This is a genomic window from Vibrio sp. 970 (assembly GCF_033339075.1).
This window is the reverse complement of sequence record NZ_JAWOTW010000024.1, coordinates 21,767-40,809: the sequence shown is the minus strand read 5'-3', so window position 1 is coordinate 40,809 and position 19,043 is coordinate 21,767. Positions and strand designations below refer to the sequence as shown.

The window sequence follows — 19,043 nt, the reverse complement described above, 5'->3', positions numbered from 1 at the left end:
ATTTCCAAAGGAACACGTATGTGGGCACAAAAAACACTGCAATTAAAAGCGAGATGCCGCGGTTTTCACCTGATAACTGATGAAATTGAACAACAATTACCACAAATAAACGAACTTTCAGTAGGTTTATTACACTTATTTATTCAGCACACCTCCGCCAGTTTGACCTTAAATGAGAATGCTGATCCAACCGTGCGTATGGACATGGAAGCGCACTTCAATAAGTTTGTGCCAGAGCGTGCTCCTTATTATCAGCACACCTATGAAGGTGACGACGACATGCCGGCACATATTAAAGCATCACTGCTTGGCAGTAGTGTGACGGTACCAATCCAAAATGGTCGATTAGCTTTAGGAACATGGCAAGGTATTTACTTGGGTGAGCATCGAGACTTTGGTGGCGGCCGCCGCGTTATTGCTACGATTAACGGTGAGTAGATAAAACAAAGGCTAACCTTGGGTTAGCCTTTCGTTGTTTATTTGGAGTATTCCATCTCGACGCGAGGCGTTAGCTTAGTCACGAGTTCATACGCAATCGTACCAATGTGACCCGCTACTTCTTCTACTGGGAGCTCTTTCCCCCAAAGAATCGCTTCGTCGCTGACTTTATCCGTTGCGTCTGGTCCCAAATCGACCGTCAGCATATCCATGGAAACTCGACCTGCAATAGGTACTTTACGGCCATTAACCCACACCGGCGTACCGTTTGGAGCACTTCTTGGGTAACCGTCGCCATACCCTACAGCAATGACACCAACTTTTGTATCTCGCTCACTGGTCCAAATACCACCGTAGCCAACACTTTCACCCTTCTTCACTTCACGTACCGCAATAAGGTGGGATTTAAGTGTCATGACAGGCTGATACCCAAGATCTTGCGCCGTTTTGTCATCGAATGGCGACACACCATACATGATAATACCCGGACGAACCCAATCTAAATGGCTTTGAGGCCATGCCAATAACCCCGCAGATGCCGCCAGTGAACGTTCCCCTTGGCAACCAGAAGTCAACGATTTAAACAGCTCAATCTGTTGTGGGGTAATATCGCTATCCAGCTCATCTGCACAGCCAAAGTGGCTCATGTAACGCAACGGTTTCGCTACATTTGGACACTCCTTCAGCCGCGTTACAAACTCGTCATATTGTTCAGGACGAACCCCAAGGCGGTGCATGCCACTGTCAATCTTCAGCCACACGACAACCGGAGTTTCAAGGTCTGCTTGCTCCAAGGCGATAAGCTGCTCTTCACAGTGCACCACAGTTTGGATGTTGTTCGTCACAAGAACAGGTAAGTCACCAGGAGAGTAAAAACCTTCTAGCAATAGAATCGGCTTTACTACTCCACAAGCGCGCAGTTGCAATGCTTCTTCAATACGAGCCACACCAAACGCATCCGCATGGTTAGCATGTTTTGCGACATGACGTAATCCGTGACCATAACCATTGGCCTTGACGACAGCCATCACTTTACTTTGTGGCGCTTGAGCTTTTACGCGCTGTAAGTTGTGCTGCAACGCAGACAAATCAATGCACGCCTTGGCCGCTTTCATATAGCTCATGGGATTACTCATCATCAATATCGAATGCAGGACCCGCGTAGTTGTCGAAACGCGAATGTTGACCTTGGAAAGTGAGGCGAACAGAGCCGATAGGACCATTACGCTGTTTACCAATAATGATTTCGGCCGTACCTCTGTACGGACTATCTGGGTGATAAACCTCATCACGGTAGATGAACATGATCAAGTCGGCATCCTGCTCGATGGAACCGGATTCACGCAAGTCCGAGTTTACTGGTCGTTTATCCGCACGTTGCTCTAGGGAACGGTTTAGCTGCGACAGTGCCACAACAGGCACATTTAGCTCTTTTGCCAGCGCCTTAAGAGAGCGCGAGATCTCAGCAATCTCAAGAGTGCGGTTATCGGTTAACGAAGGCACGCGCATCAACTGAAGGTAGTCGACCATGATCATCGACAGACCGCCATGTTCACGAGCGATACGGCGAGCGCGCGAACGCACTTCGGTCGGAGTTAGACCAGAGCTATCATCGATGTACATATTTTTCTTCTGCATCAGGATACCCATAGTAGAAGAAATACGCGCCCAATCTTCGTCATCTAGCTGACCCGTACGGATCTTGGTTTGGTCAACACGAGACAAAGAGGCCAACATACGCATCATCAACTGTTCAGCTGGCATCTCTAACGAGAAAATAAGTACGGGCTTTTCTTGTTGCATGGCCGCATTTTCACACAAGTTCATCGCAAAGGTCGTTTTACCCATCGATGGACGCGCTGCGACAATCACCAAATCAGAGCCTTGCAAACCTGCGGTTTTCTTATTGAGATCGGTGAAACCGGTATCGACCCCGGTAACACCATCTTGTGGCGTTTTATACAACAACTCGATACGTTCTAACGTCTTTTCGAGGATGTTGTCGACGTTTTGTGGTCCTTCGTTTTCACTAGTTCGAGACTCGGCGATAGCAAAAACTTTACTCTCCGCCATGTCTATTAAATCTTCAGAACTGCGACCTTGAGGGTCATAGCCCGCGTCCGCAATTTCATTCGCGACACCAATAAGGCCACGAACAATCGCACGCTCAGCGACAATATCAGCATACGCATTGATGTTAGCTGCACTTGGCGTATTCTTCGCCAAGTCAGCGAGGTAAGCAAAACCGCCTACATCTTCTAACAACTCGTGACGCTCTAGATATTCCGATAAAGTAATAAGATCGAGAGGTTTACCCGCTTCAAGAATGGTTTTTACACCTTCAAAAATCAGGCGGTGTGGACGACTATAGAAATCACTGCTCACAACACGTTCGGCAACGGTGTCCCAACGTTCATTATCCAGTAAAAGACCACCAATTACTGATTGCTCGGCTTCTAGTGAGTGAGGTGGCACTTTGATTGCGTCGACCTGACTGTCTGAAGGTTTGCGATTTCTGTTTTCCGCCATGACTTTGCTCGATAACTACTATTGACCCACGATTATAACCTTAACCTAGCTGAGATGCTTCCCCGAAGCGACAATTACTTGTTAAGAAATCATCATGTGAACCACCCGGGTAATAGCCTGGTTCTTCCGCCTAGCTCTAATAAAAATTAACCTACCATTGACCCAACCAAATATCTGTATCAGTATCATGCCCCTCCTTTTTGATTACGTTCGAGGTTGATGTGTCCCGATACTGGTTACTTAGCTTTAGCCTACTGTGCGCTAGTGCATCGTATGCTGACGAATCAGTACAGCCAGAGCAAAATATTGATGTACCCGACCCACTAAAAACCGAGGTGGAGTTCGGCTATCAAGCTCACACAGGTAACACGGACTCTCGTTCCCTGAATGCTCGTTTGAGTGCTGAATATACGTCAGGTCGACACCGTTCTAATGGTGAATGGAAGTACTACAACTTGTACAAAGACGGTGAAGAAGACAAACGCTCATCCACCTACTCCCTACAGAGTGACTACAAGTTAGGCCCTAAGACATATTTGTATGGCAGCTTTAAAGGAGTGGATTCTCGCTACAGTGCTTATTTTAAAGACTATACGTTGTCAGGTGGTTTGGGTTACCAGTTCTCCTACACTGAGAACTTCATTTTAGAGGTAGAGGTAGGCCCTGGTTTTCGCTATCAAGAGCCAAACTTAGACGAAATAGATGATGACGATATTGTCTTTCCCGATATCGTTAGAGAAGGCATTTTTCGAGGAAATATCAACACAACTTGGCATGCGTTGGATAATTTAAGTTTCGCAGCTGATATTACGTTGGTAACAGGTAGAAGTAACACACGTACTGATAGTGAACTCAGTGTAACCAATGATATTACTGAAGATATCGCACTGAAACTGGCGCACTCTCGTCAGTATCACGATAAAGTGCCTGAAGGCTTAAGCAAAGCGGACAGCGTATTTTCCGTTAATTTACTTTTCGCTTTTTAACCCTTTTTCTCTCAGTTTTAGAAATAAAAAAAGCACCTCCAAGGAGGTGCTTTTTAGTATTTCGTCTTGATACTGAATTACTCAGCAGCAACAACTTGTAGGTTAACTGTCGCGAAAACTTCAGAGTGAAGTTGAACGCTGATCTCGAACTCACCAGTGTTACGTAGAGCACCTTCAGGAAGGCGAACTTCGCTCTTAGCAACTTCAACGCCTGCAGCTGTGATAGCGTCAGCGATGTCACGAGTACCGATAGAACCGAATAGTTTGCCTTCGTCACCAGCTTTAGAAGCGATAACTACCGCTTCTAGAGCGTTAACTTTCTCTGCGCGAGCTTCTGCAGCAGCTAGTTGCTCAGCAACTTTAGCTTCTAGTTCAGCACGACGAGCTTCAAACATTTCAACGTTAGCTTTAGTTGCCATAACTGCTTTACCTTGTGGGATAAGGAAGTTACGAGCGTAGCCAGATTTAACGTTTGCAGTATCGCCAAGACCACCTAGGTTACCAATTTTATCAAGTAGAATAACTTGCATTGCTTAATCCTCTTTCTTAATAAAATGAACCGATTACTGATGCTTGTCAGTGTACGGTAGTAGAGCTAGGTAGCGTGAACGCTTGATAGCACGTGCTAGTTGACGCTGGTACTTAGCGCTTGTACCAGTGATACGGCTAGGTACGATTTTACCAGCTTCAGTGATGTAGTTTTTAAGAGTTGCTACGTCTTTGTAATCAATCTCTTGTACGCCTTCTGCAGTGAAACGGCAGAATTTACGACGACGGAAGAAACGAGCCATGGGCTATCTCCTGATCTTAAATTTGAGTAATGTTGTCGGCGTGTAACACTAATTTTCCCACGCCATTTCGGCCGGTTTGATAAGTGACAAAACCACTTACCTTAATGTTACTGCCTTGAACTAAATTCTGAGTTAGTGCTTGTGACCCAAGCCCGCTGACGACTACCGGCATACGACAATAAACTTGTCGAGGTAAGTCAGCTTCGATAATAGTAGAGCGATGCTCCAGCCAAAACCGACAGTGTTCAATACCACCAGGGCTTTTACTACGAATGGGCGGTTTGGCAATGGTGCCGCTCAGCTCCATTCGATTGGCCATAAGAAAACTTACTCAGCAGCTTCTGACTTAGCTTCAGGCTTAGCTTCAGAACGCTCTTCACGACGTGGAGCACGCTCTTCTTTTTGCTTAAGCATGATAGATTGCTCAGTGATCGCTGCTTTAGTACGCATGATCATGTTACGTAGAACTGCATCGTTGAAACGGAAAGCAGTTTCTAGCTCATCAATTACAGCTTGGTCAGCTTCAACGTTCATAAGAACGTAGTGAGCTTTGTGAAGCTTGTTGATTGGGTAAGCCAGTTGACGACGGCCCCAGTCTTCTAGACGGTGGATTTTACCGCCAGCTTCAGTGATTGAACCAGTGTAACGCTCGATCATGCCAGCAACTTGCTCGCTTTGATCTGGGTGCACCATGAATACGATTTCGTAATGACGCATTGGTTGCTCCTTACGGATTATTCAGCTTCCACAAATGGCTCAGTCGTCCAGAGGAAGCAAGGAACTAAAGATAATTGACTGAGTTTAAGGAGCACGAATAGTACAGAAAGGGCGTAAAATAGGCAAGTGATTATTTGCTCAGCGCAGTGGATATTTAATTTCTTCTAATACTAGAAAACACAAAGGCTGCCAACAAGCAGGCAGCCTTTAAAATCAGCGTGTTATTGCGCTGGCTTATCGGTGCTTATTTAACTTCAGCCAGTTCAGCGCGCATTTGATCGATCACTTGTTTGTAATCTGGCTCACCGAAAATCGCCGAGCCTGCAACAAACATGTCTGCGCCCGCTTCTGCAATTTCACGAATGTTGTCAACCTTCACACCGCCATCGATTTCTAAGCGGATATCACGACCAGACTCGTCAATCATCTTACGAACGGCACGCAGTTTATCTAGTGTATGAGGAATGAATGATTGACCACCAAAACCAGGGTTTACCGACATCAGTAGAATCATGTCGACTTTATCCATAATAAATTCAAGACTTGCAAGTGGCGTTGCTGGGTTTAGTACCACACCAGCCTGACAGCCGTGCTCTTTAATTAACTGCAGTGTACGGTCTACATGATCAGAAGCTTCTACATGGAACGTAATCATCGACGCACCCGCTTTTGCGAAATCAGGAATAATACGGTCAACGGGTTTCACCATTAGGTGAACATCGATTGGCGCTGTGATGCCATAATCGCGTAGTGCTTTACACACAGGCGCACCAAAAGTCAGGTTTGGTACATAGTGGTTATCCATAACGTCGAAATGCACCACATCCGCACCCGCTGCGAGTACTTTTTCTACATCTTCACCGAGACGAGCAAAATCTGCCGATAAAATGGATGGAGCAATAAGAAAATCTTTCATACCTGACCTCAGTAGTAATGAGCAAACAATCTGCGCGCAATTCTACCGAAGCCAGTGGGGAGATCCACTATTTAGATATAATAGTGTGAGAATTAAGAGCTTGATTTATCCATGTCTGGCGCATGAAAAAGCGCAAGTAGCTCATCAACTTTATTACGACCGTTACCATTACGGCTAATGGTACGCTTTACTTTAACCACATTAAGATCCGCACCGTGATACAACCGACGTGTCAAGGTAGTGTCGTGGTTAGAAATCAACACAGGAATGCCACGTTCAGTCGCTGTTCTTTCAGCAATGTCGGCTAATGCAGCTTGGTCGTCCAACGTGAAACCATTACCTGCGTATGAGGTGAAATTTGCCGTATTTGAAAGCGGCGCATAAGGTGGATCGCAATACACGACGCTCCCTTTGCGCGCACGACGAAATGTTTCAGGATAACCTTCACAAACAAACGTAGCTTTTTTGGCTTTTTCTGCAAAAAACTCCAATTCCGCCTCAGGGAAATACGGCTTTTTGTAAGAGCCAAACGGTACATTGAAGCCACCTTTTTTGTTGTAACGGCATAGGCCATTAAAACCAAAGCGGTTCATGTACAAAAACGCTAAAGAGCGGTACATCACGTCATCGGTTTTATTAAACTCAGCGCGAATGTGTAGGTAGGCTTCTTTGCGGTTGTTCTCAGCGACAAACCAACGCTTCGCTTCAGAGATATACTCTTCAGGGCGTTCTTTCAGCAGGTTGTACAGATTGATCAAATCTGGATTGATATCTGCAAGTAGATAATGGTCATAATCGGTATTCAGAAACACTGAGCCCGCACCAACAAAAGGTTCAACTAGCTTTCGAGCCGGCGGCAAATGACGTTGGATGTCTTCAACCAGTCCGTATTTTCCTCCTGCCCATTTAAGAAAGGCTCGTTGCTTTTTCATCTACTGCTCTATCTATCGACCAAAAATTAAGGCTGCGGAATGTAACATATTTTTCAGGGAAGCTCAGGTTTATTTCACTCGTTCAATTTCACGGTGAACCTGACGGAGTGATTTTGCCCAAGGACTCACCGACTTAACCGAATCTGGCAAGCTTGCGACGGCATCACGAGCCATTTGAATTGTCGGATAATCTTGATATGTGATGATATACCACTCGGTGTCATTACGAACGGTAGGATAAATTCGCACTTGATTATTCAGTTGATGCTCATTGAGAAAGGATTGTACATCTTCCATTGAGGTCATAGCTGCGAGTTGTAAAGTATAAGCTCTTGGCGATAGCGCTTTTAGTTCTTCACGAGCAAATGAAAACTTCACAACAGGTTGGTTTGCCTCACCCTCTTCTGACTGAGCAGGTGCTTGCGTCATATCTTGATTCGGTTTTACGACTTTAATCAAAGGAGAGCTAGTTTCATCGGCGGTTTCTGTCTTCTCAGTACCTACGACATCATCAATCGCTTTTGTGTCTGCTGAATCAGCTTTACCTTCAAGCAATGCATCGACCACATTCGACTCAATCACCACTCTTTGTTGATTGTCATCACTGCCTACGCTCGCTACTTCTTCTGTCACTGCTGGCGGTAATGAATCAGAATCATCAATCGCACCAGAGTTATCAAGACTGCTAGAGCCATCGGTTACAGGTTGCAGTGAAGACTGCGCTGCACTGATTCCTGACTCTTCAAAAGTTGGAATAGCCGTTTGCTCTAAACTGCCAGCAATTTGCTGCGCTTTATCATCAGGGCTTGGTTGACTAAGCATCCACCAATAGCCACCAGCAGCAAGCAACAGTAATACTAATACCACCAACGCAATATTCAGGGGTGAACCGACAATCGAGCGGATAATGATCCTTTTTTCCACTTTCATCTCTCCTAACGCCATGATGTCACCCGGTACTGGGTCGACTTTTTTAAATGCATCTCGAACCCGTTTCTCAGACTCATCATCGACGTAGCGCGCAACAAGTGACTCAAAGAAACGACGAGCTTCCACTTCGGACAACATATCAATATCAAGCTCAACAGGCTTTATCTCTTGTCCATAACTGAGACGTGCTAGCAAACCGTCTAAACGTCCAGACTGTGTAAACAGTAAGACATTGATGGTCCAATTTGGCTTATGGTGCGCCTCTAAGACCAGCATCCAAAGCTCAGAGATAAGTGTCTCACTCAATAAATGCGCATCATCTACAACAATTGCAATGTCACACGGCTCATCACCTAAAAGCCTTTCAAGGCTATCAAGTAAAGGCTCTTGCTGATTAAACAATGCGTCTGAAACCAGTTGACTCAAAATAAGGACGCGATGCTGCACACCGTCTTGATTAGAATGACAAAGTAACAAACATTGATTCTTGTTACTGGCACCCACTTCAAGGTATCGCTGCGCTAACCAAGATTTCCCGTACCCATCATGACCATTAATCGCAATGAGATTGGAACCAAAGTTAGTCAGTAGACCTAATCTATCAAGCAACTCGATTTGAGAATCTAATTCCAGTACGTGAGCAACACTCATCTAATAACCTTAATACACTACAAGAATGACGCCCAAAGGCGCCATTACAAGGTTAAATATCGCGACCGAAGTCTATTGCCTGTTTGAGTACGTCTTGTGTCGTATCAGCAATTACCTCGGCAGTGCCAATGCCTGTAGGCAAAACCAATCGTAATTGACCAGAGAGGACTTTCTTATCTCGCATCATGTGCTTGATGAAGTCATCGAAATTCATACTGTCTGGAGTATGCACAGGCAGTTTTGCACGACGCAAAATCGCAACAATACGCTCAAATTGCTCTTCCGAGATCAGACCGCGTAGATGCGACGTTTTGGCCGCCATAACAGTGCCGGAAGATACCGCTTCACCATGCAGCCAATTGCCATAGCCAAGTTCCGCTTCAATCGCATGACCAAAGGTGTGACCTAAGTTAAGCAAAGCACGGATGCCCGACTCTTTCTCATCCTGAGCCACCACTTCCGCTTTTATTTCACAGCAACGTGCTATCGCATAAGTTAGTGCTTCTTCATCCAACGCATACAAGCGCTCAAGATTGTCTTCTAACCATACAAAAAAATCTGCATCGTAAATAATGCCGTACTTAATGACTTCGGCGATACCCGCAGCGAACTCACGTTCAGGCAACGTCGACAGGCAGTTGGTATCAATGATCACTGCTTTAGGTTGGTAAAACGCGCCTATCATGTTCTTACCCAACGGATGGTTAACCGCGGTTTTTCCACCAACCGAAGAGTCCACTTGGGATAGTAATGTGGTCGGTATTTGAATAAAGTCGACCCCACGCTGGTAACAGGCAGACGCAAAACCCACAAGATCGCCAATAACACCACCACCTAACGCGATGATCACAACATCACGAGCATAACTCCCTTCCAGTAAGAAGTTCATTACTTGATTAAATACATCCAAGTTTTTGTACTGTTCACCGTCAGGCAATTCTAACAAGGATGCACTACAACCGAGCTGCTCGAGTTGCTTTAAAATTTTGTCTGCATACAAAGGTGCCACTGTGACATTACTGATCACAACAACTTTTTGTTTTGCATTTTTGTTTGAGAGAACTTGAGAGAGGTACGCCGGGTCCTCAAATAACCCGGCGCCAATAGAGATTGGGTAGCTACGCTCAGCTAGGTTGACCGTAATCCGTTCCATCGGTTTGCTCCAATTAAAAAAAAGATAAAGACTTATCTCTCTTCTAGCATTTTTACGATCTGGTTGGCTACCACTTTTGCACTTTGATCGTCAGTGCGAACAGTGTAATCCGCTACTTCTTCATATAAAGGATTACGTTCTTCAGCTAATTGCTCCAGTACTTCGCGAGGGTTATCCGTTTGAAGTAAAGGACGCTTCTTGTCGCGGTTTGTACGCGCAAGTTGCTTTTCAATCGTCGTTTCTAAGTAAACAACAACACCACGTGCCGAAAGACGATTGCGGTTTTCTTTGCTCTTAACAGAGCCACCGCCAGTCGCAAGCACGATGCCTTGCTCTTGTGTTAGGTCTTCAAGTACCGCTTCTTCACGCTTGCGGAAGCCTTCTTCACCTTCTACATCAAAAACCCAAGAGATGTCTGCACCAGTGCGTTCTTCGATCACTGTATCGGAGTCAACAAACTCCATATGCAGTTGCTGTGCTAGATGTCTACCAATTGTACTTTTGCCGGCGCCCATTGGGCCAACAAGGAAAATATTACGTTTCTCAGCCATGTTTAGCAGTAATTTACAACATTGATTCAATAAGATCGCCACAAGAAAACACAGCTAAACTGCTGTTCTACAAGGCTTGTGGCACCAGTTCCTCACAGATAATTCGTGATAAGACCCGAAATTATCCAAGCATGGTGCCACTATTGCAACTTTATTTTTGATTTAATCAGTTTTTCCCGAGACAGAACTAGTGAATCACCACCTTAGGCGTGACGAAAATTAACAGCTCACTTTTGCCAACATTCTCATAACTTCGACGAAAAAGAGCACCTAATAGCGGCAGGTCGCCCAACAAAGGCACTTTGTCCACCGAGTTAGTAATGCTGTGCTGAAAAATACCACCAAGAACGACCGTTTCACCGTTATTCACTAACACTTGCGTCCCGATACGTTGAGTATCAATCGCAACAGCTTCACCAGTGCCTGTCTTCACGACTTGTCCTGGTCTATCTTGCGTGACACTTAAATCCAATACTAAGCGGTTATCCGGTGTGATTTGCGGGGTTACCTTCAAACTTAATACCGCCTTTTTGAACGTCACCGTCGTTGCACCACTTGATGATGACTCTAGGTAAGGAATCTCTGTACCTTGTTCGATATAGGCAGGTTTCTTATTGGTAGTGATCAAACGTGGGCTCGAGATAATCTCAGCTTTAGACTCTTGTTGCAGCGCAGAAAGCTCAAGATCCAACAAGGTGTCTGAACCTAACTTTGCGACCTGAAAAGCAATGCTGGTCGCATTCGGGCTGGTTGCAGCTAAGTTTACATTTAGGAAGTCATCGATCCCTACTCCATCACCGTCACCACCGTCACCACCCCCTTCTCCATTATAGAGACCGATCGTGGCGAGGTTGTTCTCAATAGAACCACCCACTGTATTACTGCCATTAATAGACGTAAAACCCCAACGAATCCCTAACTCGTCCATGTTACCTTCATTGATGGTCACAATACGCGCCTCAATTTGAACCTGTTTAACTGGAATATCCAAAGACTCAATAATTTCTCGAATCACCTCGATGTTTTCAGGTAACTCTCTAATCAATAACGAGTTAGTTCGCTCATCAATGGTCATACTGCCGCGCTCTGACAGCATGCTGATATTTCCTTCACCATTGATCATCTCCGCAATGTCTGATGCTTTAGCAAAATTAACTTTGATGATTTCAGATGAAAGCTCTCCCATTTCTTCCGTCAATTTTTGTTTTTCTAACTGCTGCTTCTCACGCAAGTCCAGCTCATCAGTCGGAGCAACTAAAATCACGTTGCCATCAACACGCTTATCTAACCCCTTAACTTGCAAAATAATATCCAGCACTTGCTGCCAAGGGACACCATCAAGACGAAGCGTGAGGTTGCCTTCTACAGAGTCGGAGACAACCAAATTGAATTGGTTGTAATCAGCAATAAGCTGCAAGACGTTTCGCACAGGAATATCTTGGAAGTTAATCGAAATAAGCTTACCTTCTCTTTCTAAAATGCTTTTATCTGGGGCTTTCTCATTGGGTTTGATCTTCGCTACTTTGATTTCCAAAAAACGCCCCGTTAAACGGTAATCATGCATGTATTCTTCATTGATGTGCGCAACCAAGCGCGTCGTCGAGGTGTCGCGAAACACTTCTACGCTCTCAACCACAGTCGAAAAATCTTTCACGTCTAGGAGATACAATTGCTCGTCTTTTACTGAAGTGTTAAGCAAATCGATACTTAACCCTTCCTGTACACGCTTGATATCTACAATCGCGGCCGGTGACGCCAATTCGACGACAATCACGGCGTCTTTATCTTTATTAGTTCGAAAGTCGATACTTTTTAGGGCATTGGACGAAACTTCTTCAGCTGCCGCTAAAGGGGCTAAAAATACAAACAACCATAAGGAGAAGAGCCCAGTAAGTATCCTTGGTGTACGTGTTAATCCTTGTCTCATTTTCATTACTCAATATCAAAAATAAATGGGGCTATCTCAAAGCCAACTTAACTTTACGTTTTTGCCAACATCCTAAGCCGTCGGGCAACGTTTCATTAATCAACAAATAGGAGTGGCTGACATGGGTCACTTTGCCATTATTGCGTCCGAGGTATTGACCCGGCTTAACTTTATAGACGGTGCCATTGGGAGCCTGAACGAGGCCAGAAACCGTGTTATCCATGCCCATGACACCTTTCAAACGTAATTGGCTTAATGGGAATTTTTCTAATTTGCCAGTTCGCCTTCTTGAGGGCGGTTGCCAACAATCTTTTCTTGCAACTGGCTGAGTCGCGATGGTGGCTTCTTTGGGTAATTCAAAGGGTGCACGCTGTACTTCCGGTGCGTACGTGACTGCAACATACTTGTCTGCGGGCTTAAGCTTCTCGACCTCTCGACGCGCCTGTGTTTCCACTCCTCGAATAAAATCCGTCAATGATTCATCATTCGCCTGGCAGCCCATCAATAGAGAACCCATCAGTACCAGCAACAAAGACTTACTTGTCATTTTTCGTCTCCTCCGGCTTAAACTGATAGGTGTTAGCGCGCACCCGAAAGTGCAGAGTTTCGCTCTCTTGGCTGACACGTTGCCAAGTCACATCTTTAAACGTGATGATTCGAGGTAGCGTCGCTATTGCCTGAGAAAAATGGCCGATGTCATGAAAGTCGCCCGTTAACTCTATGTTTAAAGGAAGACGATAAAGGAAGTGCTCTGATTGTTTTTCGCCCCAGTCGATTCGGGTGAAAGTCAGCTTATTGTCGATGCCAAGCTCATTCACTGAAGCGAGCATTGTAGCCAGCTCTTTTTGCGCAGGCAGTTGTTGCAGTAATAACTCGTAACGAGTGGTAAGTTCATCCAATTGAGATTGAAGCTGAGGCAACGCTGCCACTTTGTTCGCTTTGATCTTCAATGCCACCTTGAGTGTCTGCTCCTGCTGGATCAAGTGATTCAACTGTTCTTCTTTCGGTTTAAGGTAAAACCAATAACCTAAGCCTTGAATCACCATGATCAGAAGCGCGATTACTATAATCTGGGGCAACAATGGCCACTCGGCCATTTCATCGATTTCGAGATCCTGCCAATCAACCACGTTGAGCCTCCAATTTCTTCTCCGTTACTTTGAACATGAAAGACACTTTGAATGTTTGAAACTCTTTCCCAAAACGGGCTTTGCCGTGAACGATGGAATGCATTTCTACGTCGTTCAACTTGGCCGAGCGCTCCATGTTGTCCAGCATCGTGGCAAGTTTTGGAGTGCTATCAGAGATCCCAGAGATCTCAATTTCCAGATCATTCATTTTGATCTTGTCGACATATACACCTTCAGGGATAACGGCAGGCATTAAGTTCATGAACTCGGTCGTTTTGTTTCGTCCGTTTTGTAAACCTTCAACGACCTTTAGGCGTTCGAGGATTTTGCTGTGCTCTTGCTCTGCAATTTTCATTGCTTCAATACGCTGGTCGAGTTCGGCAATGTAGTGAGTGAGATAATCGAGCCGATCCTGTTGTTGATCTTGTTGGTACTCAAAAAACTTTCCAATACCCCACTGGATGCCAACAGCGACCAACATGCCTAATGCGACCAAACTGATGAAACGACGTCGGTGCTCTTCTCTTTGATTCTCTCGCCAAGGAAGTAAATTAATGCGATAAAGCACGGGCGCCTCCTAGCCAATGAATGCCACGAACGGCCAGTCCGGCTGCTGTTGAGAAATGCTGCCAATCCACAGCACGACGCTTACGCTTAGACACCTTCATCTCGAATAGCCCTAGCGGATTTAGCAATTCACACTCTAACGACAATTGTTGAGACAACTCCTCTGCGAGCATGGGAGTGGAGGCCCCTTCCCCTGATAACCAGATACCCTTGATGTTTTGTGAGCCATTGATTGAGGTATAGAGCTGCATCTGGCGCTTTACTCGCTCTACGATTTGACGGTTAAACAGCTCTGTTTTCTCCTGAGCATCATCGGACAGAAAATCGACTGGAGAAGCGCTGTTTGCTCCGCGTGTGCCGTAAGCAAACTCTTTGTGAAACAGTTCACCTTGTTCGGTAAACATGGTGAAGGAGCTCGATAAGGTGCCAATATCGAGTAAGCAGTATTTGTTTTTGTCAGGAAAGCGATCGGCGGTGAGCTTCCAGATATGACCAAGGCTTTGCGAATGCACGTCCACTAAAACAGGTTTTAGTCCGGACTTTTGTAATGCATCGACTCGGCCTTCTACCACATCTTTTCTTGTCGCAAACACTTGATAGCTATCACTGCCACTCTGCCCGCCCTCAGCGCGAAGACGAACGAAGTCTAAACTCAGCTCTTCGACAGGGAATGGCGATTGATGAGAAAAGGCTTGTATCACTGCAAACTCAACTTCACTCTCTTCAAGATTTTGTTCTATTTGCAGTTTCTTGCTAATTACCGAGTTATCAGGAACTGAAATCGCAACTTTTTTAGCGCCAAAAGGCAGTTCTTTTTTTATCTGCTTGAGGGTCTTTACAATTTCTTGATGATTTATGGTGTTATTTTCAGCGACAATACCTTCCTTTAGTAATATTTCTTTGTAACCCAACAGAGCGTAATTGTTGCCTGTGGGTTTAAGTACTACGGCTTTGAGGCTGTTATGGCCTATATCGATGCCGGTAACGATTAGCTTATCCATCTCTTACTCTCGCTCCGAAATTTCTTCGTGCAAAGGTTGTTATTAGCATCCAAATAAGAGTTAATATCTCTTATGTGCTAAATTTTTGACCTAAGAGTACAAGGGTTTGCCGTTACACAGCCTCAACCAATCAGGGATTCTCCGGTGAAGTTCATAAAGCGTTTATTATTTTTAACATTGATTTGCATAATTCTTGGAGTCACCACAATATTTGGCTTCTATCAGTACGTGAAGCCTGAATTGCCAGATGTTGCAACTCTAAAAGACGTTGAATTACAAACACCTATGAAGGTGTTTAGTCAAGACGGGAAGCTGATCGCACAGTTCGGTGAAAAGCGTCGTATTCCTGTTACTTATGACGAAATTCCTCAAGACTTAATTCACGCGCTCATCGCAACCGAAGATAGCCGTTTCTACGAGCATCCCGGTATCGACCCTATCGGCATCACTCGTGCAGCTGTTGTTGTTGCGGTTTCAGGCTCGGCTAAACAGGGTGCAAGTACGATTACGCAACAGCTAGCTCGTAACTTCTTCTTATCTAATGAGAAGAAGATCATGCGTAAGATTAAAGAGATTTTTATTGCTATCCATATTGAGCAGCTTTTAAGTAAGCAAGAAATCATGGAGCTTTATGTCAATAAAATCTTCCTTGGTTACCGCTCATATGGCTTTGGTGCTGCCGCTCAAGTGTATTTTGGCAAGAGCCTTGATGAATTGACGTTAAGTGAGATTGCAACACTCGCTGGTATGCCAAAAGCGCCATCAACCATGAACCCAATTTACTCTCTTGAGCGCGCAACAAAACGCCGTAACGTTGTATTAATGCGAATGCTTGATGAGAAATACATTACACAAGAGCAGTATGACGAAGCACGCAATGAGCCTATTGTGGCGCGTTATCATAGCGCTGAGATTGAGCTTTCCGCACCTTACGTAGCAGAGTTGGCTCGTGCATGGGCAGTAAAAGAATACGGTGAAGAAGAAGCTTATACCTCTGGCTTGAATATCTACATGACTGTGGATTCTAAACTGCAAGATGCTGCAAATACGTCTGCGGTAAATAACCTCTTGTCATACGATGAACGTCATGGCTACCGTGGTGCAGAAAGTGTGCTTTGGAAAGAAGGGGAAGCGGCCTGGGACAATGAGCAAATAGAAAAGCACCTGAAGAAACAGCCAACTTATGGTGACCTTTACCCTGCGGTTGTGACGAAAGTCGATGATAAGACGGCACAAGTATGGGTTAAGAACCATGAAGAGCAAACCATCCCTTGGACTGGAATGCACTGGGCGCGTAAGTACATTACTGATAACCGCCAAGGCTCAACACCAAAGTCAGCGCATGATGTGCTAGCGACAGGTCAACAAGTTTGGGTTCGCGAAGTAAGTGAAACCGATGAAGATGACAACACAACACTGAGCTGGAAACTGAGCCAAGTGCCGACAGCAAACACCGCGTTTGTTGCGATGAACCCAGAAAATGGCGCGATATTGTCGCTGGTTGGTGGTTTCAACTTTGTTCACAGCAAGTTTAACCGTGCAACCATGTCAGTGCGTCAGGTTGGTTCAAGTATCAAGCCTTTCATCTACTCGGCAGCAATTGACAAAGGGCTGACTCTAGCCACTTTGATTAACGATGCGCCGATTAACAAGTGGGATGCAGGTTCTGGTTCAGCTTGGCGACCAAAAAACTCACCACCGACCTATGGTGGTCCAACGCGTCTTCGCCTCGGCTTAGCTCAATCAAAAAACGTCATGGCAGTGCGTACACTCCGTGAAGTTGGCCTCGAGGAGACACGTCAGTACCTTACTCGTTTCGGTTTTGATATTAACCAAGTACCACGCTCTGAGACCATCGCACTCGGAGCTGGCAGCTTAACACCAATGAAAGTGGCACAAGGTTACTCTGTGTTTGCGAACGGTGGTTATTACGTTGAACCATTCTATGTAGAACGCGTGGAAGATGCATTCGGTGAAGTACTGTTTAAAGCCAATCCAAAGAGTGTTTGTCATAAGGATTGTCCGCAAATGAGCGAGCAGCCAGAAAATCGCTACGCTGATGAATTTGGCGAACAAGACGTCGCAATTGACGGCCTTGCAACAGACAATGCCCTTGAAAATGATGAACCTCAATATGCACCGCAAGTTATCTCTGAACAGAATGCATTCTTAATGCGTGAGATGATGTACAGCAACATTTGGGGTGGCGGTAACTGGCGTGAAGGCACAGGTTGGAATGGTACAGGCTGGCGCGCGCAAAAACTTGGTCGTCGTGATATCGGAGGTAAAACGGGTACAACGAATGATTCCAAGGATGCTTGGTACAATGGCTATGGACCTGGTGTCGTTGCGATAGCTTGGGTTGGCTTTGATGATCACTCACGTGCACTTGGCCGCACCACAGTTAACAGCAACCTAGGGCAAGGCCAAATTTCTGGTGCCGAGTCGGGTGCGAAAACCGCAGAGCCTGCTTGGATTGACTTCATGCGTGTTGCGCTAGAAGGGACGCCGGAGCAAGGTAAAAATATTCCAGAGGATATTATTCGAGTTCGTATTGATCGCAACAGCGGTATGCTAACGCACAAAGTAGATAGCACATCAATGTTCGAATATTTTGAAAAAGGCACGGAGCCTACCGAATACGCTGGCGACCGTTTAGAAGATAGTATTTATTCTTCAGGCTCTGGCGCAGAAGAACTGTTCTAAATCACAAAAGCACAAGGGAGAGCATCAAGCTCTCCCTTTTTTATTTCTGCTTTTTATGCTGCAGCATTCAATGATGGATAAGAAGCCAACACCTCTTTAATCTTCGCTGCTAAAGCTTCAAACCTAGCTCGTAATGGTGAGCCCGGACGGTATACGAGAACGATATTACGCGAGGGCGTTGGGTTAACAGCTGGTACGTAGCATACGCCATCTTTTTGCTTCTCATTAGGGATAGAAAGCTGAGGCAATAACGTAATCCCCGCACCGGCAGCAACCATGTTGCGTAACGTCTCCAAGCTGGTGGCTTTAAAACGCTCATCGTCTTTTGCACCAGCGGCAAAACAAAAACCTAACGCTTGATCTCGCAGACAGTGGCCGTCTCCCAACGCTAAAACGGTTTTACCATTCAGCTCCAACATATCAACATGGTCGAGAGAGGCCCACTCGTGGTCACATGGCACTGCGACACTTAATGGCTCTTGATACACTTCGATCTCTTTAAATGGCGCAGTTTCATCAACCGAAGCTAAAACTAAGCAATCTAGTTTGCCTTCTTCCAATTGACGCACTAATTGATGTGTTTGAGCTTCGTGCAGAAATAGCTCCAGCTCAGGAAATGCTTCTTTTATCTGCGGCAGAATTTTGGGTAGTAGATAAGGCCCAACCGTCGGGATGAAACCAATATGCATCGGTCCAGTCATGGCTCCGCTTTGACCGCTTGCCATATCTCTGAAGGTTTTCACTTCACTTAAGATGCGTTTAGCCTGCTCCACCAGCTGTAACCCTGAATCGGTAAACAAAACACGTCGGCTGCTTCGCTCTAAAAGCGTGGTCCCGAGTTCGTCCTCTAGTTTACGAATTTGCCCACTCAATGTTGGCTGGCTAACAAAACATGCCTCTGCCGCTTTGCGAAAGTGCTTATGTTCCGCAAGTGCAACTAAGTACTCAAAATCTCGAATATTCATAATTCACGCTTCGCTTCTTTAACAATAGCTAATACCTATCAAAACCATAACACCAAACGATTAGAGCTATCAAAGAATTTTTACAATAATGGGCTCAACAAAACGAAACAGAGCGACGAAAAACGCTAAGCTCTATACGCATAATTTAAAATA

General features: G+C 45.3%; 20 protein-coding genes. 3 read left to right on the top strand and 17 right to left on the bottom strand.

Features of this window, described 5'->3' with window-relative positions; genetic code table 11:
• Positions 1-18: 18 nt before the first annotated feature.
• On the top strand, positions 19-438 hold the full coding sequence (locus tag R7Q11_RS22910; protein WP_042523680.1) for a secondary thiamine-phosphate synthase enzyme YjbQ: 420 nt from the start codon (positions 19-21) through the stop codon (positions 436-438).
• Between the two features lie 38 nt (positions 439-476).
• Here the strand turns inward: R7Q11_RS22910 and alr are convergent, their stop codons facing one another.
• A complete protein-coding gene (gene alr, locus R7Q11_RS22905) occupies positions 477-1,553 on the bottom strand; it encodes an alanine racemase (protein ID WP_031777284.1) in 1,077 nt (358 codons plus the stop codon).
• Between the two features lie 13 nt (positions 1,554-1,566).
• Entirely contained in the window at positions 1,567-2,967 is a 1,401-nt protein-coding gene (locus tag R7Q11_RS22900) for a replicative DNA helicase (RefSeq protein ID WP_225466744.1), read from the bottom strand.
• A 221-nt stretch (positions 2,968-3,188) separates the two neighbouring features.
• Here R7Q11_RS22900 and R7Q11_RS22895 point away from each other — a divergent pair, with 221 nt between their 5' ends.
• Positions 3,189-3,953 (top strand): DUF481 domain-containing protein, encoded by a 765-nt coding sequence (locus R7Q11_RS22895; protein ID WP_005381276.1) that lies wholly within the window; start codon positions 3,189-3,191, stop codon positions 3,951-3,953.
• Between the two features lie 77 nt (positions 3,954-4,030).
• On the opposite strand, the gene rplI is transcribed toward R7Q11_RS22895, so the two are convergent.
• The 14 genes from rplI to pilM form a co-directional block, all read right to left on the bottom strand.
• Entirely contained in the window at positions 4,031-4,483 is a 453-nt protein-coding gene (rplI, locus tag R7Q11_RS22890; protein ID WP_005382760.1) for a 50S ribosomal protein L9, read from the bottom strand.
• 33 nt (positions 4,484-4,516) lie between these two features.
• Positions 4,517-4,744: a 30S ribosomal protein S18 gene (gene rpsR, locus R7Q11_RS22885; protein ID WP_000090472.1), complete on the bottom strand. Its 228-nt coding sequence runs from the start codon at positions 4,742-4,744 to the stop codon at positions 4,517-4,519.
• A 16-nt stretch (positions 4,745-4,760) separates the two neighbouring features.
• Positions 4,761-5,063, bottom strand: a complete 303-nt coding sequence (priB, locus tag R7Q11_RS22880) for a primosomal replication protein N (RefSeq protein ID WP_005381298.1) — start codon at positions 5,061-5,063, stop codon at positions 4,761-4,763.
• A gap of 8 nt (positions 5,064-5,071) precedes the next feature.
• On the bottom strand, positions 5,072-5,461 hold the full coding sequence (gene rpsF, locus R7Q11_RS22875; protein WP_005381299.1) for a 30S ribosomal protein S6: 390 nt from the start codon (positions 5,459-5,461) through the stop codon (positions 5,072-5,074).
• 244 nt (positions 5,462-5,705) lie between these two features.
• Positions 5,706-6,377, bottom strand: coding sequence for a ribulose-phosphate 3-epimerase (gene rpe / locus R7Q11_RS22870; protein WP_005381300.1), 672 nt, complete (start codon positions 6,375-6,377; stop codon positions 5,706-5,708).
• A gap of 92 nt (positions 6,378-6,469) precedes the next feature.
• Positions 6,470-7,309 carry a Dam family site-specific DNA-(adenine-N6)-methyltransferase gene (locus R7Q11_RS22865; RefSeq protein WP_005382762.1) on the bottom strand — a complete coding sequence of 280 codons (840 nt, stop codon included), beginning with the start codon at positions 7,307-7,309 and terminating at the stop codon, positions 6,470-6,472.
• A 69-nt stretch (positions 7,310-7,378) separates the two neighbouring features.
• Positions 7,379-8,890, bottom strand: a complete 1,512-nt coding sequence (locus R7Q11_RS22860) for an SPOR domain-containing protein (RefSeq protein WP_205461597.1) — start codon at positions 8,888-8,890, stop codon at positions 7,379-7,381.
• Between the two features lie 52 nt (positions 8,891-8,942).
• Positions 8,943-10,043 (bottom strand): 3-dehydroquinate synthase, encoded by a 1,101-nt coding sequence (gene aroB / locus R7Q11_RS22855; protein ID WP_005381318.1) that lies wholly within the window; start codon positions 10,041-10,043, stop codon positions 8,943-8,945.
• A gap of 32 nt (positions 10,044-10,075) precedes the next feature.
• On the bottom strand, positions 10,076-10,594 hold the full coding sequence (gene aroK / locus R7Q11_RS22850; RefSeq protein WP_005381319.1) for a shikimate kinase AroK: 519 nt from the start codon (positions 10,592-10,594) through the stop codon (positions 10,076-10,078).
• Positions 10,595-10,781: 187 nt separating this feature from the next.
• Positions 10,782-12,527, bottom strand: coding sequence for a type IV pilus secretin PilQ (locus R7Q11_RS22845; protein WP_225466743.1), 1,746 nt, complete (start codon positions 12,525-12,527; stop codon positions 10,782-10,784).
• Between the two features lie 25 nt (positions 12,528-12,552).
• A complete protein-coding gene (locus R7Q11_RS22840; protein ID WP_005382766.1) occupies positions 12,553-13,068 on the bottom strand; it encodes a pilus assembly protein PilP in 516 nt (171 codons plus the stop codon).
• The gene (locus R7Q11_RS22835) at positions 13,058-13,651 is read right to left on the bottom strand and encodes a type 4a pilus biogenesis protein PilO (protein ID WP_054577258.1); all 594 of its coding nucleotides are present in this window, start codon (positions 13,649-13,651) and stop codon (positions 13,058-13,060) included. Before R7Q11_RS22835 ends, R7Q11_RS22840 begins: the two co-directional genes overlap by 11 nt.
• Positions 13,644-14,219, bottom strand: a complete 576-nt coding sequence (locus R7Q11_RS22830; RefSeq protein WP_054577259.1) for a PilN domain-containing protein — start codon at positions 14,217-14,219, stop codon at positions 13,644-13,646. Before R7Q11_RS22830 ends, R7Q11_RS22835 begins: the two co-directional genes overlap by 8 nt.
• Complete coding sequence (gene pilM / locus R7Q11_RS22825; RefSeq protein ID WP_005381324.1) at positions 14,203-15,219, bottom strand: type IV pilus biogenesis protein PilM; 1,017 nt, start codon at positions 15,217-15,219, stop codon at positions 14,203-14,205. Before pilM ends, R7Q11_RS22830 begins: the two co-directional genes overlap by 17 nt.
• Positions 15,220-15,363: 144 nt before the next feature.
• On the opposite strand from pilM, the gene R7Q11_RS22820 reads away from it, so the two are divergent.
• Positions 15,364-17,925, top strand: coding sequence for a penicillin-binding protein 1A (locus R7Q11_RS22820; protein WP_005381325.1), 2,562 nt, complete (start codon positions 15,364-15,366; stop codon positions 17,923-17,925).
• A gap of 53 nt (positions 17,926-17,978) precedes the next feature.
• Here the strand turns inward: R7Q11_RS22820 and oxyR are convergent, their stop codons facing one another.
• Positions 17,979-18,890, bottom strand: a complete 912-nt coding sequence (oxyR, locus tag R7Q11_RS22815; RefSeq protein WP_005381326.1) for a DNA-binding transcriptional regulator OxyR — start codon at positions 18,888-18,890, stop codon at positions 17,979-17,981.
• Positions 18,891-19,043 lie beyond the last annotated feature (153 nt).

Excerpts from the sequence above, each read along its gene's own strand:
- R7Q11_RS22910 (WP_042523680.1), top strand. The coding sequence starts at position 19 with ATGTGGGCACAAAAAACACTGCAATTAAAAGCGAGATGCCGCGGTTTT.
- alr (WP_031777284.1), bottom strand. The coding sequence starts at position 1,553 with ATGAAAGCGGCCAAGGCGTGCATTGATTTGTCTGCGTTGCAGCACAAC.
- R7Q11_RS22900 (WP_225466744.1), bottom strand. The coding sequence starts at position 2,967 with ATGGCGGAAAACAGAAATCGCAAACCTTCAGACAGTCAGGTCGACGCA.
- rplI (WP_005382760.1), bottom strand. The coding sequence starts at position 4,483 with ATGCAAGTTATTCTACTTGATAAAATTGGTAACCTAGGTGGTCTTGGC.
- rpsR (WP_000090472.1), bottom strand. The coding sequence starts at position 4,744 with ATGGCTCGTTTCTTCCGTCGTCGTAAATTCTGCCGTTTCACTGCAGAA.
- priB (WP_005381298.1), bottom strand. The coding sequence starts at position 5,063 with ATGGCCAATCGAATGGAGCTGAGCGGCACCATTGCCAAACCGCCCATT.
- rpsF (WP_005381299.1), bottom strand. The coding sequence starts at position 5,461 with ATGCGTCATTACGAAATCGTATTCATGGTGCACCCAGATCAAAGCGAG.
- rpe (WP_005381300.1), bottom strand. The coding sequence starts at position 6,377 with ATGAAAGATTTTCTTATTGCTCCATCCATTTTATCGGCAGATTTTGCT.
- R7Q11_RS22865 (WP_005382762.1), bottom strand. The coding sequence starts at position 7,309 with ATGAAAAAGCAACGAGCCTTTCTTAAATGGGCAGGAGGAAAATACGGA.
- R7Q11_RS22860 (WP_205461597.1), bottom strand. The coding sequence starts at position 8,890 with ATGAGTGTTGCTCACGTACTGGAATTAGATTCTCAAATCGAGTTGCTT.
- aroB (WP_005381318.1), bottom strand. The coding sequence starts at position 10,043 with ATGGAACGGATTACGGTCAACCTAGCTGAGCGTAGCTACCCAATCTCT.
- aroK (WP_005381319.1), bottom strand. The coding sequence starts at position 10,594 with ATGGCTGAGAAACGTAATATTTTCCTTGTTGGCCCAATGGGCGCCGGC.
- R7Q11_RS22845 (WP_225466743.1), bottom strand. The coding sequence starts at position 12,527 with ATGAAAATGAGACAAGGATTAACACGTACACCAAGGATACTTACTGGG.
- R7Q11_RS22840 (WP_005382766.1), bottom strand. The coding sequence starts at position 13,068 with ATGACAAGTAAGTCTTTGTTGCTGGTACTGATGGGTTCTCTATTGATG.
- pilM (WP_005381324.1), bottom strand. The coding sequence starts at position 15,219 with ATGGATAAGCTAATCGTTACCGGCATCGATATAGGCCATAACAGCCTC.
- oxyR (WP_005381326.1), bottom strand. The coding sequence starts at position 18,890 with ATGAATATTCGAGATTTTGAGTACTTAGTTGCACTTGCGGAACATAAG.